The 13,899-nt window shown below is 54.9% G+C and carries 16 protein-coding genes; 7 read left to right on the top strand and 9 right to left on the bottom strand.

Going from position 1 to position 13,899, the window contains the following annotated elements; translation table 11 throughout:
• Positions 1-22 precede the first annotated feature (22 nt).
• From ACHZB8_RS08090 to rsxA, 7 genes are read right to left on the bottom strand one after another with little or no spacing between them, the layout of a single operon-like run.
• The gene (locus tag ACHZB8_RS08090) at positions 23-289 is read right to left on the bottom strand and encodes an RnfH family protein (protein WP_316859743.1); all 267 of its coding nucleotides are present in this window, start codon (positions 287-289) and stop codon (positions 23-25) included.
• Positions 286-999, bottom strand: a complete 714-nt coding sequence (locus ACHZB8_RS08085) for an electron transport complex subunit E (protein ID WP_316859742.1) — start codon at positions 997-999, stop codon at positions 286-288. The genes ACHZB8_RS08090 and ACHZB8_RS08085 overlap by 4 nt, the downstream gene beginning before the upstream one ends.
• Positions 996-1,724, bottom strand: a complete 729-nt coding sequence (locus ACHZB8_RS08080) for an RnfABCDGE type electron transport complex subunit G (RefSeq protein WP_316859741.1) — start codon at positions 1,722-1,724, stop codon at positions 996-998. The genes ACHZB8_RS08085 and ACHZB8_RS08080 overlap by 4 nt, the downstream gene beginning before the upstream one ends.
• On the bottom strand, positions 1,721-2,812 hold the full coding sequence (locus ACHZB8_RS08075) for an RnfABCDGE type electron transport complex subunit D (protein WP_316859740.1): 1,092 nt from the start codon (positions 2,810-2,812) through the stop codon (positions 1,721-1,723). The genes ACHZB8_RS08080 and ACHZB8_RS08075 overlap by 4 nt, the downstream gene beginning before the upstream one ends.
• On the bottom strand, positions 2,809-4,347 hold the full coding sequence (gene rsxC / locus ACHZB8_RS08070; protein ID WP_316859739.1) for an electron transport complex subunit RsxC: 1,539 nt from the start codon (positions 4,345-4,347) through the stop codon (positions 2,809-2,811). The genes ACHZB8_RS08075 and rsxC overlap by 4 nt, the downstream gene beginning before the upstream one ends.
• Positions 4,348-4,360: 13 nt before the next feature.
• Positions 4,361-4,897, bottom strand: coding sequence for an RnfABCDGE type electron transport complex subunit B (locus ACHZB8_RS08065; protein ID WP_316859738.1), 537 nt, complete (start codon positions 4,895-4,897; stop codon positions 4,361-4,363).
• Between the two features lie 21 nt (positions 4,898-4,918).
• Complete coding sequence (rsxA, locus tag ACHZB8_RS08060) at positions 4,919-5,500, bottom strand: electron transport complex subunit RsxA (protein WP_316859737.1); 582 nt, start codon at positions 5,498-5,500, stop codon at positions 4,919-4,921.
• A gap of 401 nt (positions 5,501-5,901) precedes the next feature.
• On the opposite strand from rsxA, the gene ACHZB8_RS08055 reads away from it, so the two are divergent.
• From ACHZB8_RS08055 to ACHZB8_RS08025, 7 genes are all read left to right on the top strand, one after another.
• The gene (locus ACHZB8_RS08055) at positions 5,902-6,660 is read left to right on the top strand and encodes an ATP-binding protein (protein ID WP_316859736.1); all 759 of its coding nucleotides are present in this window, start codon (positions 5,902-5,904) and stop codon (positions 6,658-6,660) included.
• Positions 6,661-6,684: 24 nt separating this feature from the next.
• Entirely contained in the window at positions 6,685-8,328 is a 1,644-nt protein-coding gene (gene nifA, locus ACHZB8_RS08050; RefSeq protein ID WP_316859735.1) for a nif-specific transcriptional activator NifA, read from the top strand.
• Between the two features lie 188 nt (positions 8,329-8,516).
• Positions 8,517-10,115 (top strand): nitrogenase cofactor biosynthesis protein NifB, encoded by a 1,599-nt coding sequence (nifB, locus tag ACHZB8_RS08045; protein WP_316859734.1) that lies wholly within the window; start codon positions 8,517-8,519, stop codon positions 10,113-10,115.
• Between the two features lie 11 nt (positions 10,116-10,126).
• Complete coding sequence (locus ACHZB8_RS08040) at positions 10,127-10,402, top strand: 4Fe-4S binding protein (protein ID WP_316859733.1); 276 nt, start codon at positions 10,127-10,129, stop codon at positions 10,400-10,402.
• A 12-nt stretch (positions 10,403-10,414) separates the two neighbouring features.
• Positions 10,415-11,677: an FprA family A-type flavoprotein gene (locus tag ACHZB8_RS08035; protein ID WP_316859732.1), complete on the top strand. Its 1,263-nt coding sequence runs from the start codon at positions 10,415-10,417 to the stop codon at positions 11,675-11,677.
• Positions 11,678-11,710: 33 nt separating this feature from the next.
• On the top strand, positions 11,711-12,001 hold the full coding sequence (locus ACHZB8_RS08030; protein ID WP_316859731.1) for a 2Fe-2S iron-sulfur cluster-binding protein: 291 nt from the start codon (positions 11,711-11,713) through the stop codon (positions 11,999-12,001).
• An 83-nt stretch (positions 12,002-12,084) separates the two neighbouring features.
• Positions 12,085-12,444 (top strand): 2Fe-2S iron-sulfur cluster binding domain-containing protein, encoded by a 360-nt coding sequence (locus tag ACHZB8_RS08025; protein ID WP_316859730.1) that lies wholly within the window; start codon positions 12,085-12,087, stop codon positions 12,442-12,444.
• A 66-nt stretch (positions 12,445-12,510) separates the two neighbouring features.
• Here ACHZB8_RS08025 and ACHZB8_RS08020 read toward each other — a convergent pair whose 3' ends face one another.
• Both ACHZB8_RS08020 and ACHZB8_RS08015 read right to left on the bottom strand, forming a co-directional pair.
• A complete protein-coding gene (locus ACHZB8_RS08020; RefSeq protein ID WP_316859729.1) occupies positions 12,511-12,945 on the bottom strand; it encodes a hemerythrin domain-containing protein in 435 nt (144 codons plus the stop codon).
• On the bottom strand, positions 12,942-13,838 hold the full coding sequence (locus ACHZB8_RS08015; RefSeq protein ID WP_316859728.1) for an SIR2 family protein: 897 nt from the start codon (positions 13,836-13,838) through the stop codon (positions 12,942-12,944). The genes ACHZB8_RS08020 and ACHZB8_RS08015 overlap by 4 nt, the downstream gene beginning before the upstream one ends.
• Positions 13,839-13,899 lie beyond the last annotated feature (61 nt).

Raw genomic sequence — 13,899 nt, 5'->3', positions numbered from 1 at the left:
GAGAGAACTTTGCCCGTTCTTCCTAGTCTTCCTGATCGCGCCTTTCGACAAGCTCGGGGTCGGCGGTAATCGGCCGGTAGATCTCGACACGGTCCCCATCCTCAAGCACCTTGTCGAGCTTGGCGATCCGCCCGAAAATACCGACTTTTTGCGCTTCAAGATCGATGTCGGGGAATTGCTCCAGCACGCCAGATCTTTCGATGGCTTCCCCTATCGTGCATCCATCCGGCATTTCCATGCGCAGCCAGACCTTGTGCGTGGGTGTGACATAGGCGACCCCGATATTCATGCTGATGGCTCCGAAATGGTGATTTGTTTGGGGGCTGATGCAGCCAACTGTCCCTCTGGTTCGGACCTGGCCTTCTCAAACTGGTTGTCGATGATGCGTTTGCCGACCAGAATGAGACTGAGCATGATGAAGCCCCCCGGTGGCAAAATGAAAATCAGGAAGCCCGAATAGTCGGGAATGACCTCCACTTCCAGAAAGCTGAAAGCAGGCCCGAGCAAAAGCGAAGCACCTGAGAAAAGCGTGCCGGAGCCAAGAATCTCGCGCACCGATCCGAGCAGAACCAGAGCGAATGTGAAACCGACACCCATCATCAGCCCGTCAAGCATGGAAGGCAGGATTCTGGCCTTGGAGGCAAAGCTTTCGGCCCGTCCAAGGATGGCGCAGTTGGTAACGATCAGCGGGATGAACAGCCCAAGGATCTTGTATAGATCATGCATATAGGCGTTCATATAGAGATCGACAATTGTCACCAGCGCCGCAATGATCAACACATAGGCCGGAATACGGATTTCCGGCTCGATGACACTGCGAAGCAGTGAGATGAGCAAACCCGAAGCGACCAGAACGACCGTGGTCGCAAGCCCAAGCCCAAGGCCGTTGGTTGCTGTCCCTGTTACCGCCAGCATCGGGCACAGGGCCAGAGTCTGGGAGAACAGGATCGTGTTGGTCCAGAGCCCTTCAAGCGTGATGTCAAGATAGCCTTTGCTCATGAACCGGCTCCTTCGCAGTTTCCTTTTGGACAATTGAGCAGTGTCTCACGGTGCGCTTCGAAAAAATCGAGGCCGCCGAGGATCGATTGCACGACGGTGCGCGGGGTGATCGTGGCGCCGGACAATTGGTCAAAGCGGCCCCCGTCTTTCTTAACTTTCCATTGCGCGCGCCCCGGAGTGATGAGGGACAAGCCGGTAAACTGGCTGAGCCAGTCGGATCGGTTGGCTTCGATGCGGTCGCCAAGTCCAGGTGTTTCGGAATGCTGCAACACCTGCACACCCAGAATTTTTCCGCTTCGGTCTACTCCGAGCAGAGCAAGGATCGGGCCGCCATAGCCAATCCCCTGAACCTGATAGGCGACCGCTTCAAACCGACCATCCTTGTAGGCGGCATAAACCCGCTTTTCCGCTCCGTCCTTGTCCTTGAGCAGGAAGGAGTCCTTGATGAGATCATTGTCATGCAGTGCTGCCGGTATGACCAGCGCCAGAGAGTTTTGCAGATCCTCCTTTTGGCGCTGGGCAATAGGATCGAGCGTCGCCAGATGGCTCGAGGAAAGAAGCAGTGCGCAAATCAGCGAGAAGCCACCCAAAAGGATTGCCAGATAGAGCGGATTGGCGTGAAATCTGGTATGGAAATCGGCGAGAGACTTGGTCATCTTCCGACAAAGACCTGACGCGTCGTCAGGGCCTGACAGCTCGTCCGCATTCAACTCGGTCTCGCTCATCCTGCATCTCCCTGTTCGGCATCTTTGTACTGGATCGGGTCGCCTTTTCTGGTGCGGCCATAGATGCGCGGCTTGATATAGGTATCGATTAGCGGCACGGTCGAATTCATCAATAGAATGGCAAAGGCAACGCCTTCCGGATAGGCCGCCCAACTGCGGATAACGAATGTGAGGGTGCCGACACCGGCTCCGAAAATGAGCTTGCCGACCGGTGTTCCCGGTGCGGTTACATAATCGGTCGCGATGAAGAAGGCGGCAAAAACGAAGGTGCCGGACACCAGATGCACAAGCGGGCTCGCATATTGGCCCGGATCCATGGCATGAAACAGGCCAGAAAGAACAATCATTGCGCCAGCCATGGCAACCGGAATGTGCCAGCTGATGACGCGGGTGACCAGCAGAAACAGACCGCCCACGAGTGCCAGCAGGGCCGATGTTTCCCCCATCGATCCTGGGGCGAGCCCAATCGCCATGGATTTGAGGTCGAACTCGCGCGAGAGAATTTGCTGCAACACTTCGCCCTGTCCCAACTGGGTCTTGATTGAGCCGAGTAACGATGCGCTGGTAAGGGCGTCAATCTCGGGATGGCCGCCAAAGGTTATGCCAAGGCCTTGCAACAAGCCCGGCGCATCTGCGCCAAAAATCGGCTGGGGCCCCAGAAACTGGGTCATCTGGATGGGAAAGGAAATCAACAGAACCGTTCTTGCCACCATCGCCGGATTGAAAACATTCTGTCCCAATCCGCCAAAGGCATGTTTGGCAAGCATGATCGCAACCACGGAACCGACCGCGCCGATCCACCAGGGTGACCAGGGGGGCAAGGTCATGGCGAGCAGCCAGCCTGTCAGGATCCCCGAACCGTCAAACAGGAATGGCGCTATGGGCTTGCCGGACATTTTAAGGCTCAAGGCTTCGGCAGCCATGGCGGTCAGGACGGTTGTCAGAAACAGAAAGATCGCGGGCCAGCCAAAGACGACGAAGCCGAATATCGTCGAGGGCAGGAGGGCTACCAGAACCAGTCCCATGGTCCGGGGGATGCTGGCCCCCGAGTGGGAATAGGGACCTGAGGGAATATCGATGCTGCTCATGCTTTTGCCCTTGCTTGTTCTTCTGAACAGTCTTCAGACTGCCCGTCCTCTTGTGCCGCTTTTGCTGCTTCTTCCAATTCCTTTTGCCGTTTCTTGGCTTCGCGTTCTGCTTTCATGCGAGCCATGGCTTCCTGTTTTTCCCGCTTGATCTTCTCCATGCGGGCATCGCGAATCTGAATGAGGCGTTTGGTTTCTTCCTGCTTGTGGGCCACCCGTTGTTTGGCGGTCAGGCTCCCCTTGGCAAAATTGAAATATTGCACCAGCGGGATGGTCGCCGGGCAGACAAAGGCACAGGATCCGCAGGCGATGCAATCAAGCAGACCGATCTCGACGGCACCCTCCAGATCATCAGCCCGGATCCTTGCGGCCATTTCGTATGGCACGAGTCCGCACGGGCAGGCCGATACGCAGGATGTGCAGCGAATGCAGGGCATGCTCTGCCTTGCGGGGGTCTCTTTTTTGCCAAGCGCCAGAACGCCATTGACACCCTTGACAATGGGCGCACGTTGGCTCGAAACAGGCTGCCCCATCATCGGGCCGCCGAGCAGAAGACGGTCCGGTTCCCCGATAAAGCCACCACATTGTTCGATCAAGTGGGAAATCGGTGTGCCGATCGGGACTTCGAAATTGCCCCTTTGGGACATCATTTCGCCGCTGACTGTCACGACCCTTGAAATCAGCGGACGCCCATGGCGAACGGCCTGTTGAATGGCATGAGCGGTGGCCACATTATGTACCACAATGCCGATGTCGGCGGTTAACGCACGAGCTGGCGTTTCCTTGCCGGTGAGGGCCTGGACCAGGTGCTTTTCCGATCCCATCGGATAGCGTGTCGGCACCTGAACGATCTGAATGTCAAAGCGGGATTGAGTTTTGACGTCCGTCTTTAGAGCCTCATAAGCCTGCGGTTTGTTCTTTTCAATAGCCACAATGGCTTTTGAAACGCCGAGTGCATGACAGATGATGGCAACCCCGTCGAGCACCTCGGCGGTCCTTTCCTGCATCAGGCGATCATCGCAAGTCAGATATGGTTCGCACTCCGCCGCGTTGATCACCAGTGTATGCAGCGCATTGCGGTTGCGCAGATTGAGCTTGACTGCCGAGGGGAAGGTCGCTCCCCCCATGCCGACAATGCCCGAAGCGGCTACACGCGTAGCAATCTCTTCGGGTTCGCATGCGAACGGATCAAGGGGAGGGGGAATATCTGCCCATTCATCCTTGCCATCGGGGCGCAAGGTGATGGTTGGGGCAGGCAGCCCCGAGGCATGGGGGGCGATGAAACGGCCGATTGCGATGATCTTGCCGGAAGTCGGCGCATGAATGGCCGCAGAAACAGCCCCGCGTGAGACCGCCAGCAACTGGCCTTTCTTGACCAGATCGCCTTTCTCGACAATCGCCGTTGCCGGGGCACCGATATGCTGTTGCAAGGGAATGCGCAAAAGGCTCGGCAGAGGGATCGGGGCAATCGGCTTTTCAGCCGCCAACTCCTTGCGTCCCTTGGGGTGAACACCCCCTTTTATCTTGAAAAGTTTCATCAGATCCGGTCCCTTAGCTTGCCAATGGCAGGTCGGGTTTAGGCCAGTGCCATGTCTGGAGGGTTGATGTTTCTTCGCGCATCGTGATTGCGCCGGTCGGGCAGATCTCGACGCATTTCTTGCATCCTGTGCAAGCATCATCGACAACGCCGTGAATTTGCTTGGAAGCGCCGATGATCGCGTCCGTCGGGCACCGTTTCATGCATTTGGTGCATCCGATGCAAAGATCCTCGAAAATGAAGGCGATGACAGGCCCGGTGTCTTCCATGTCGGACAAGTCCGCTTCGACCCCGAGTTTGTCGGCAAGCTCGGCAGCAAGCGATTTGCCACCCGGTGGACACAGGGTAACGTCTGCCTTGTGCTCGGCCAGAGCATTGGCCGCGTCTGCGCAGCCGAGGAAACCACATTGCCCACAGTTGGAGCCGGGCAGAAGGTCTTCCACTTCCTTGGCTATCGGATTACCCTCAACTCGCAAATAGAGCGCTGCGAGACCAAGGCCACCGCCCAAAATGAGCCCCATGATCAGAAGTGCGCTCATTGCTGTAAACATGTCTGAGTCCTCTGGGTGCAATCAGTGTGAAACAAGGCCGGCAAATCCCATGAACGACAGCGACAGGAAGCCAGCGGTCAAAAAGGCAATCGGCGTTCCCTTGAACAGGGTGGGAACCTCCGCGAGCCTGATCCGTTCCCTCAACCCGGCGAAAAGAACCAGCACCAGAGAGAAGCCAGCCGCCGAGCCAAGGCCAAACAACACACTCTCAAGGAAGGTGTGATCTTCCTGAATATTCAGAAGGGCAACGCCCAGAACGGCGCAGTTGGTGGTGATTAGCGGCAGATATATCCCGAGCCTCTGGTGAAGAACCGGCGACAATTTGTTGATCGCCATTTCCGTGAATTGAACGATGGCGGCAATCAGCAGGATCAGAGTGAGGATACGCAGATATTGCAGTCCCAGCGGCTCAAGGACCAGCTTCTCGACAGCCCACGCAGCCGTCGCTGCAATCGTGAGGACAAATGTCGTGGCAAAACCCATTCCCAAGGCTGCCGAAAGCTTGTTCGACACGCCAAGAAACGGGCAAAGCCCGAGAAACTTGACCAACACAACGTTATTCACGAGCGCCGTTTCCAAAAGGATCAGCAATGTATGTTCCATCTGGCACTCCGTTCGCTTCGGGGTTTTGTCAGAAAATGAAGTTCGAATAAGACTTTGCATCAAACGTGCCAACGACGGATCGTATCGGGCTGGCTGGCTGAAACCTCCGATTTTTGCAGGGCAAACCAAAATTGGGCAGGCTGGCGTGTTTTGACGCATTTGCAACAAGCAAGGGCTGCGCGCCTAAAAAAATGTCGTAAAGGCGACAATTGTTATCGGGCAAAGGGCTCGAGCTTGGCAAAAAGCCCGGAAAACGGAGGAAAACCAAGACCGGCATACAAATTGCATCGATTTGAGGGACGCAACAGCAACTCGAGTGATGGAAAGAAATGCCGGAACCTCTCGCAAATCGGGCGCACGTCCCTTTCTATACCGCAGAATGCGCATCCAGATGCCAGCTCGTGGAATTTCAGAAGCAGGAATATGAAAAGGCGCGACTGAATGCCATCAGGGCCCGCATGGCTGAAATGGAAATGGAGTATCGAACGCGAGAAGTCATCGATGGCGCCCTTTACTTGTTGCAAAAACCACTCAATGTCATGACCGCGCTGTCGAACAATCTGCAACGCGGCAATTGCTCCAAGAGTGCCAGCGGCTGCCCGCCAATGGGATGCGCGCTGGATGAGGCGCTTGATTCCGGTCGCGAAGCTGCGCGCACATTGCGTCTGTCTCTGCCTGATGAGAAGGACTTTCTCCACGCGCCCGTCAATATCAACGAAGCGATCAGGGATTGTCTGATCGTCTCCGCCGACCGGATTGACGCCAGCGGGATAGAGGTTGACTGGCATGCCTCCTCAAGTCTGCCAATGATCTTTAGTGACGATATCGTCATTCGGGTTTTGCTGCGTATCATTCTTGATAACGCCATCAATGCGATCAATGAACATGGCGCGAACAGCCGTGAGGTGAGTGTCATCTCTCGCGTAGGTGCCGATCATACCGTGGAAGTCTGCATTCACGATTCCGGTCCAGGTATTGCGCGATCAGCAAGAGCCAAAATCTTCGAACCCTTCTACACCGCCTGGAAGTCAAGGCCGCATCACGCAGGAATGGGACTGGCGATTGCACGTCAGATCGTTTCGGACCTGCATGGTGACATCGACATTCGCGAAAGCGTTACCGGTGGTTCCATCGTCTGCATCAACCTGCCTGCCTGTTAATCCCACGATCCAATAGCGAGTAACATGAACACCCAGTGCCCAACGACTCCGGAAGAAGTGATAGAACAGGATGAAGGTCTTTGTCCCAGACCTGTTTTTTGTGCTTTTTATCGCAGGGAGCTTGAAACTCTTTACAAAGTGAGCCAACTGCTTGGCCGCTCTTTGAACCTGCATGTGAGTGCCAAGGAAGTCTTGAAACTGCTGCATGAAGAAGGACGCCTGCATTATGGCATGATCTGCTTGCTCGACAACGATACCGGACTTCTCAAGATTATCGATATTCACCAGGACGAGGCAACCTTTACCCAGAATGTCAGCTATTTGCCCGGTGAGGGGATCGTTGGTTCTATTCTGAGCGAGAAGGAAATGATCATCGTGCCGCGCATTTCCGATGAACCCCGTTTTCTTGATCGTCTGGGGGTCTATGATCCGAAACGACCCTTTATCGGCGCTCCCATTTTCCTTGGAACAGACGAGCCTGTCGGGGTGTTCGCTGCGCAACCCTATTTCGCCGACAAGTTTCTTGAAGACAATGCCAAACTGATGCGAATGATTGCCTCTCTCATCGGTCAGGCAATCCTGTTGTCCAACAACGTTCAGGAACAACAGGATCGTCTGCGTGAAGAGCGCGACAGTCTGCGCCGGAGCGTCAAGCGCCAGCATGGCTTTGAAAACATCATCGGTGAGACCGACGCCATGCGACTGATTTTCGATCAGGTGCGCATGGTGGCCAAGTGGAACACAACCGTTCTGATCCGCGGTGAAAGCGGCACCGGCAAGGAACTGATTGCCAACGCGATCCACTATAATTCGCCGCGCGCCAACCAGCCCTATCTCAAGCTCAATTGCGCAGCGCTTCCTGATAATCTTCTGGAGTCTGAGTTGTTTGGCCATGAGAAGGGAGCTTTCACCGGCGCCACCTCCATGCGCAAGGGGCGCTTTGAGCAAGCTGATGGCGGCACACTTTTCCTTGACGAAATCGGCGAGATCACCCCGGCCTTTCAATCAAAGCTCTTGCGGGTTTTGCAGGAAGGGGAGTTCGAGCGTGTCGGCGGCAACAAGACCCATAAGGTCGATGTCCGTATCATCGCTGCAACGAACAAGGATCTAGAAGCCGCCGTCGAACGCGGGGATTTCCGCGAGGACCTCTATTATCGTCTCAACGTGATGGCCATCAACATGCCGTCCCTGCATGAGCGCATGGATGACGTGCCGGAACTGGCGCGGTTTCTGATTTCCAAAATCGCCCGGCAGCAGGGGCGGCAATTGACGCTCAAGGACAGCGCAATCCGCCTTCTGATGCGGCACAGCTGGCCGGGTAACGTGCGCGAGCTGGAAAACTGCATGGAGCGCGCCGCCGTCATGAGCCCGGACGGCATCATTGACCGAGACGTCGTCTCACTCTCGGGATTGCCCGAAAAAACCCTGGTCGGAGTGCCCGCCCATCCCTTGCCTCCGGTTCTCAAGACAAGGCAGGAGGAAACACCTCCCGGCCGCACGGCAGAAAAAGCGTGGCAGGATGAAGAACTCGATGAGCGTGAGCGCGTTATCGCCGCGCTCGAAGAGGCCGGATGGGTGCAGGCAAAGGCTGCACGCCTGCTCGACATGACCCCGAGACAGATCGCCTATCGCATCAAGATCCTCGGCATTTCGGTTCGTAGAATCTGATTGTTCCAATTGTCACGAATGCTGCATCTTCACGTTTGAAAATTGTCGGATCTGCGACAGAGAGTTTTTCTGCTACATTAAAAATTATATAGTAATTTCAATATCTTGTTGATTTGTGTCTGACTGGCACATCCCTTGCAAAACCATAGTCTGGAATTGGACCACCAAAATGAAAGGCTATGGGCGCAATGCTGGAAGGACACTCGCAAACAGATCAGTCTGTCGGATGCAGCCAGATTTCTTGCGGCAGCTCGAACGACCATATTGAGCAATTGCCTGCATCCATTCGCGAACGGGTCAGGAACCATCCCTGTTATTCCGAAGAAGCCCATCATCATTATGCTCGCATGCATGTTGCGGTTGCCCCGGCCTGCAACATCCAGTGCAATTATTGCAATCGCAAATATGATTGCGCCAACGAAAGCCGTCCCGGTGTCGTATCCGAGTTGTTGACCCCTGAACAGGCAGTCAAGAAAACTCTGGCGGTTGCGGCGACCATCCCGCAGATGACCGTCCTCGGAGTTGCCGGCCCGGGCGATCCTTTGGCCAATCCGCAGCGAACATTCGACACCTTCAAGGCACTGAGCGAACAGGCCCCCGACATCAAGCTTTGTGTCTCAACGAATGGCCTTGCCTTGCCTGACTGTGTCGATGAATTGGTGAAATGCAATGTCGATCACGTGACCATCACCATCAACGCGCTTGATCCGGAAGTGGGAGCGAAGATCTACCCCTGGATCTATTACAACAATCGCCGCATACGGGGCGTGAAAGCATCGAAAATCCTGATCGAACGCCAGCAGAAGGGGCTGGAGATGCTCATTGAGCGTGGTGTTCTGGTCAAGGTCAACTCGGTGCTTATTCCCGGTGTCAATGACGACCATCTCAGGGAAGTCAGTCGTGTCATCAAGGCCAAGGGGGCCTTCCTGCACAATGTCATGCCACTGATCACAGAGCCCGAGCACGGCACATACTATGGCGTCATGGGGCAAAGAGCCCCCACTCAGGCTGAACTGACCAAACTTCAGGATGCCTGTGGCGACATGAACATGATGCGCCATTGCCGCCAGTGTCGCGCCGATGCGGTCGGCCTCCTTGGCGAGGATCGTGGGGCTGAATTCACCATGGACAAGATTGACGCGCTCGATGTCGATTATCAGAAGGCGATGAAGAATCGCGCCGAGGTGCAAGCCAATATCGAAATGGAACGCGAGCGGCAAAAGGCGCGGCAACAAGATCTCAGGCAACAGATGAGACACGGCAAACGCGGGACTCTGTTTACCTTTAACGGGGTTGTCGTCGATGAGAGCCAGACGGGGCAGGCAGAAGCCTTCGATCCTGCGGAGGACCGGGCTTTGTTGGCCACTGGCGTCCGGGCGGGCAATATGCCCGATTTGCCGTCGGTTCTGATGGCGGTCGCCAGCAGCGGACAGGGCATCATCAACGAACATTTCGGATCCGCCAAGGAATTCATGATCTATGAAGTCTCGCCCAATGGGGCTCGGCTCGTCGGGCATCGCAAGACCGCCCAATATTGCAGTGGCCCGACACATTGCGGCGAGGGTGATGCAGCGCTGCCCGAGACAATCGAAAGTCTCAAGGATTGCTTAGTGGTTCTCTGCGCCAAGGTCGGGTTCAAACCCTGGTCGCAACTGGAAGACGCGGGCATCACACCCAATGGCGAATATGCCATGAAACCAATCGTGCCAAGTCTCATGGCCGTTTATGACGAGCTGGCACGAACCGGTGTCATGGTGAGCGAAGAAATCCGGCCAGCGAGCGCATAGGAGAGCGATCCATGAGCTATCAAATCACCAGCCTTTGCGTCAATTGCCATGCCTGCATGGATGTGTGTCCCTCAAATGCGATCTGCGCAGGGGACGGCCAGTTTGTCATTACGGCCAAGGCCTGCACTCATTGCGAGGGCGAGTTTGCCGATGCGCAATGCGCCAGCATCTGCCCGGTAGAAGGCGCGATTCTTGATCAATTCGGCGAGGCTGCCAACCCGCCGGGATCCCTGACCGGCATTCCTCCGCAAAGAATGGCCGAACTGGTCGCGCAGGGCGTTTTATAGGTGGGCAACACAATGTCGCTAGGTAAAGACGCAACTCTTGAGATCGCGCCGGATGTGCACTGGATCGGTGCGCTTGATCCTGATTTGCGGGTGTTTGACCTGATCCTCAAAACCGCCAACGGCACCACCTACAACGCCTATGCGATCAAGAGCCCGGACGGGGTTGCCATCATCGATACGGTCAAGGAAGAATGCGCCGAGCAGTACTTTGCCCGCCTGGAAAGCGTGACACGCTATGAGGATATCAGATTTGTCATCCTCAACCACCTTGAGCCGGATCATGCGGGCGCTGTTCCCGAATTGATGCGACGTGCCCCTCAAGCCAAAATCTTTGTATCCCATCGTGGCTTGCGTCTATTGCAGGCGACGCTCAAGGATGAATTGGGGCAATATGAATATTGTCTCAGCGAAGATGGCGAATGCATCAAACTCGGTGAGCGAACCATCCGCTTTGTTCATACGCCCTATCTGCACTGGCCAGAAACCAAATGCACCTATCTGGAAGAGGAAAAGCTGCTCTTTTCCTGTGATGTCTTTGGCAGCCATTATTGCGACGACCGGCTGTTCAATGATCTGGTCGGCGATTTCCGCTTTTCCTTTGAATATTACTTCAAGCACATCATGCGCCCCTACAAGCGTTATGTCCTTGAGGCTATGGACAAGATTGAAGCCCTGTCGCCAAGGCTGATTGCTCCCTCGCATGGTCCGATCCTGCGTGACCAGCCGATGCAATATGTCAGGAGTTACCGCACCCTTTCCACTTCCTCGATCCCCATCGAACAGGGCAAAGAGAGTAAAAGTCTGCTGATCTTCTATATGAGCGCCTATGGAGCGACGGCCGACATGGCCAAGTCCGTTTACGAGGGAGCGAGCGATGTCGAAGGGGTGCTTGTCTCTCTTTATGATCTTCAGGGCGGGGAAGTCGAGCCCTTCGTCGATCTGATCGAGGATGCCGACGGGTTGATGTTCGGCTCGCCAACCATCAACGGCGATGCGGTCAAACCGGTCTGGGACATGCTGGCTTCCCTTGTCGCGATCGAGACAAAGGGCAAGCTCGGTGCTGCCTTCGGCTCCTATGGCTGGACCGGAGAGGCTGTCGGCATGATCGAGGATCGCCTGCGCGGCCTGAAAATGCGCGTTCCCGAAAAGGGCCTGCGCATGAAATTTCACCCGACAGAACAGGAGCTTGGCGATTGCAAAGCCTATGGCAGAAAAATCGCGCAAGTTCTGGCTGGAAAGGCAAAGCCGAAAGAGATCGACTTTGCAGACCTATGACTTTTTGAAAGAGAACGGACCAAGGAGACAAGTATGGCCAAAGGAAAACTGACATTCACTGACATTGATGTTTCGGTCAATGTTCCGGGCGGAACCCGCGTGATCGAAGTATCTGAAAAGATCGGCGCCGGTATCATTTATGGATGCAGGGAAGGCGATTGCGGAACCTGCCTCATGACGGTGGAGGAAGGAATGGAGCATCTGTCAGAGCCAACCGCTCTTGAAGACAAGGTTCTGAAGGAAAACATGGCGGGCAAGGATATGCGCTGTGCCTGTCAGGCACAGGTCATCGGTGAAGGTGAAGTCAAAGTCAAACCGGCCTGATTTGCGCCCACTCAATGCGCATGTGCCCTCCGGCAATGGTGTTTGCCAGAGCAATGCGGCATCGAACAAAAAGGACCTGAACAATGCCAAAAATCGTATTTCAACATCCCGAATTTGAAGAAATCGAAATCTACGCGCCAGCAGGCAGCCACAAGAAGACCATTCTCGAACTCGCAAAGGAATATAAGGTACCTATTGCTTTTGACTGCGGCGATGGCGAATGCGGCTCTTGTGTCATTCACGTGACCGATCTTGAAGGAGGCCCGACCCATATGGGTGTTCACATGACCGACAAGGAAAAATCGGTCCTGCGTGAAATCGGCAAGCTGAGCAAGGATGAACTTGAAAAGGTTGTTGTCAATGACATGCCCAGCGACTGGCGTCTGGCTTGTCAGATGATCGTTCGCGACGAGGACATTCGGATCACATATGAAACCATGTGATGACGAGCGGAGCAGTTTTCTGCGGAGCAGGGTTCCGTCGAATAGTGACTTCGAAACAAGAGACTATCAAGCGCCATTGCGCGCTTGATAAGGACTATGGGCCAAGCCTTTTGCCTTGAGATGGTCGGCCAATGCGCGATCCATGATCGCCGTATGGTTTTCAAACCAACTCGGAATATCCAGAAGAAGGGCCCGCCCGATGGCAATGTTGCCAGCCTGCACCATGGCATTGGTATCAACCAGTTCACTCAGCATCCGCTTATGCTGGGACTTGTGCACCAGACTGTCGGAAAAATCGCTTTGATCCATCAAGCTCTCTTCCAGATGGTAGTGCGCTTTTGTGTGGTCGAGCAATTGAATGAACAGAGCCTTGAAGACGGCTTCATCCAGCGTTTTTGCCAGATGATTGACCAAAAGCGTGCTTTCCTGATGGAGTGAATCAAGGTCGTCTACGCCGAAATTGTGCGTATTCTCGTCCCAATTGATCAAACTCTCGTTCATGGCCTATTCCGCTTGCTTTTCGCATGATAGCAAAACACTTTGTCAGCTAGGCGACAACTGGGGTTTTTGCCAATTTCAGGAAGTCCGAAAGGCTCATTTCCAGAATCTCGATATTCTTTTTGGCGCAATAGCGTTTTTTCCTTGTCGCTCGGTTCCTCGACAAGGATCCAGCCGGCAGGTGTTCCCGCGTCATGTGTGATGTCCGACATGACCATGCGTTCCGTGTCACGCGTAAACCGCATCCCCAGAAACAGATATTGTTTCCCGACCCGATAGCGCTTGAGGTAGGCGGGCACCCCAAAGCCTCCCATCAATTCTGTCAGATAGTCGACAAAATCGGCGTCTGATGCGACATAGGCCGGGTTGGGCCGGGGGGACCCGAGCGGTTTGAACAGGATCGGCAGATCAGGCCCCATCTTTTCGGGGGGGATGGGGTGATAGCTTGTGCCGTCATATTCGTTGAGAATGAAGCGATAGTCGGTGCCGCCAATGCGTGAAACGCCCTGCACCAGAATATGCGGCTTGTCGCTGTAGCTTTGTTGCAGTTGCAGGTCGCGATTGATGTCGATGACATAGCGCGGGCTGATCGCCTTGATCCAGTCGTGAACAGCCGATCGGCTCCACTCTTCCTGGCCATAGGTCTTTGTCAGAAATTGCTCGATGAAGCGTCGACCCCGCTTGAGTTCCAGATTCATTGCAGCCCGCGGGAATTCATACATCAGCTTGGGCGCCATCGGGCGGCCTCTGTTCATCGCAAGTATAAGACTGTCGCTGTCCGCAGGCATGGGCTCGTTGGTTTCAAGATGCTTTACATCCTGTAACACGCCCGGCCCCAGATAGGGCACCACATCACCAGCGGTAATCTTTTCCAGAATGTCATCCATATCAGCCATAACAATATGTCCTTGATGTTTTTGTCCTTGCGACTCTTCAATGATCTTCAAGACAACAAGC

The organism is uncultured Cohaesibacter sp., assembly GCF_963556055.3.
GTDB lineage: Bacteria > Pseudomonadota > Alphaproteobacteria > Rhizobiales > Cohaesibacteraceae > Cohaesibacter.
The sequence above is the reverse complement of the archived record's forward strand: the minus strand, read 5'-3'. Positions and strand labels throughout refer to the sequence as shown.

What these genes read in the sequence shown, in the direction of transcription:
- ACHZB8_RS08090 (WP_316859743.1), bottom strand. Translation starts at nt 289, where the DNA reads ATGAATATCGGGGTCGCCTATGTCACACCCACGCACAAGGTCTGGCTG.
- ACHZB8_RS08085 (WP_316859742.1), bottom strand. Translation starts at nt 999, where the DNA reads ATGAGCAAAGGCTATCTTGACATCACGCTTGAAGGGCTCTGGACCAAC.
- ACHZB8_RS08080 (WP_316859741.1), bottom strand. Translation starts at nt 1,724, where the DNA reads ATGAGCGAGACCGAGTTGAATGCGGACGAGCTGTCAGGCCCTGACGAC.
- ACHZB8_RS08075 (WP_316859740.1), bottom strand. Translation starts at nt 2,812, where the DNA reads ATGAGCAGCATCGATATTCCCTCAGGTCCCTATTCCCACTCGGGGGCC.
- rsxC (WP_316859739.1), bottom strand. Translation starts at nt 4,347, where the DNA reads ATGAAACTTTTCAAGATAAAAGGGGGTGTTCACCCCAAGGGACGCAAG.
- ACHZB8_RS08065 (WP_316859738.1), bottom strand. Translation starts at nt 4,897, where the DNA reads ATGTTTACAGCAATGAGCGCACTTCTGATCATGGGGCTCATTTTGGGC.
- rsxA (WP_316859737.1), bottom strand. Translation starts at nt 5,500, where the DNA reads ATGGAACATACATTGCTGATCCTTTTGGAAACGGCGCTCGTGAATAAC.
- nifA (WP_316859735.1), top strand. Translation starts at nt 6,685, where the DNA reads ATGAACACCCAGTGCCCAACGACTCCGGAAGAAGTGATAGAACAGGAT.
- nifB (WP_316859734.1), top strand. Translation starts at nt 8,517, where the DNA reads ATGCTGGAAGGACACTCGCAAACAGATCAGTCTGTCGGATGCAGCCAG.
- ACHZB8_RS08040 (WP_316859733.1), top strand. Translation starts at nt 10,127, where the DNA reads ATGAGCTATCAAATCACCAGCCTTTGCGTCAATTGCCATGCCTGCATG.
- ACHZB8_RS08035 (WP_316859732.1), top strand. Translation starts at nt 10,415, where the DNA reads ATGTCGCTAGGTAAAGACGCAACTCTTGAGATCGCGCCGGATGTGCAC.
- ACHZB8_RS08030 (WP_316859731.1), top strand. Translation starts at nt 11,711, where the DNA reads ATGGCCAAAGGAAAACTGACATTCACTGACATTGATGTTTCGGTCAAT.
- ACHZB8_RS08025 (WP_316859730.1), top strand. Translation starts at nt 12,085, where the DNA reads ATGCCAAAAATCGTATTTCAACATCCCGAATTTGAAGAAATCGAAATC.
- ACHZB8_RS08020 (WP_316859729.1), bottom strand. Translation starts at nt 12,945, where the DNA reads ATGAACGAGAGTTTGATCAATTGGGACGAGAATACGCACAATTTCGGC.
- ACHZB8_RS08015 (WP_316859728.1), bottom strand. Translation starts at nt 13,838, where the DNA reads ATGGCTGATATGGATGACATTCTGGAAAAGATTACCGCTGGTGATGTG.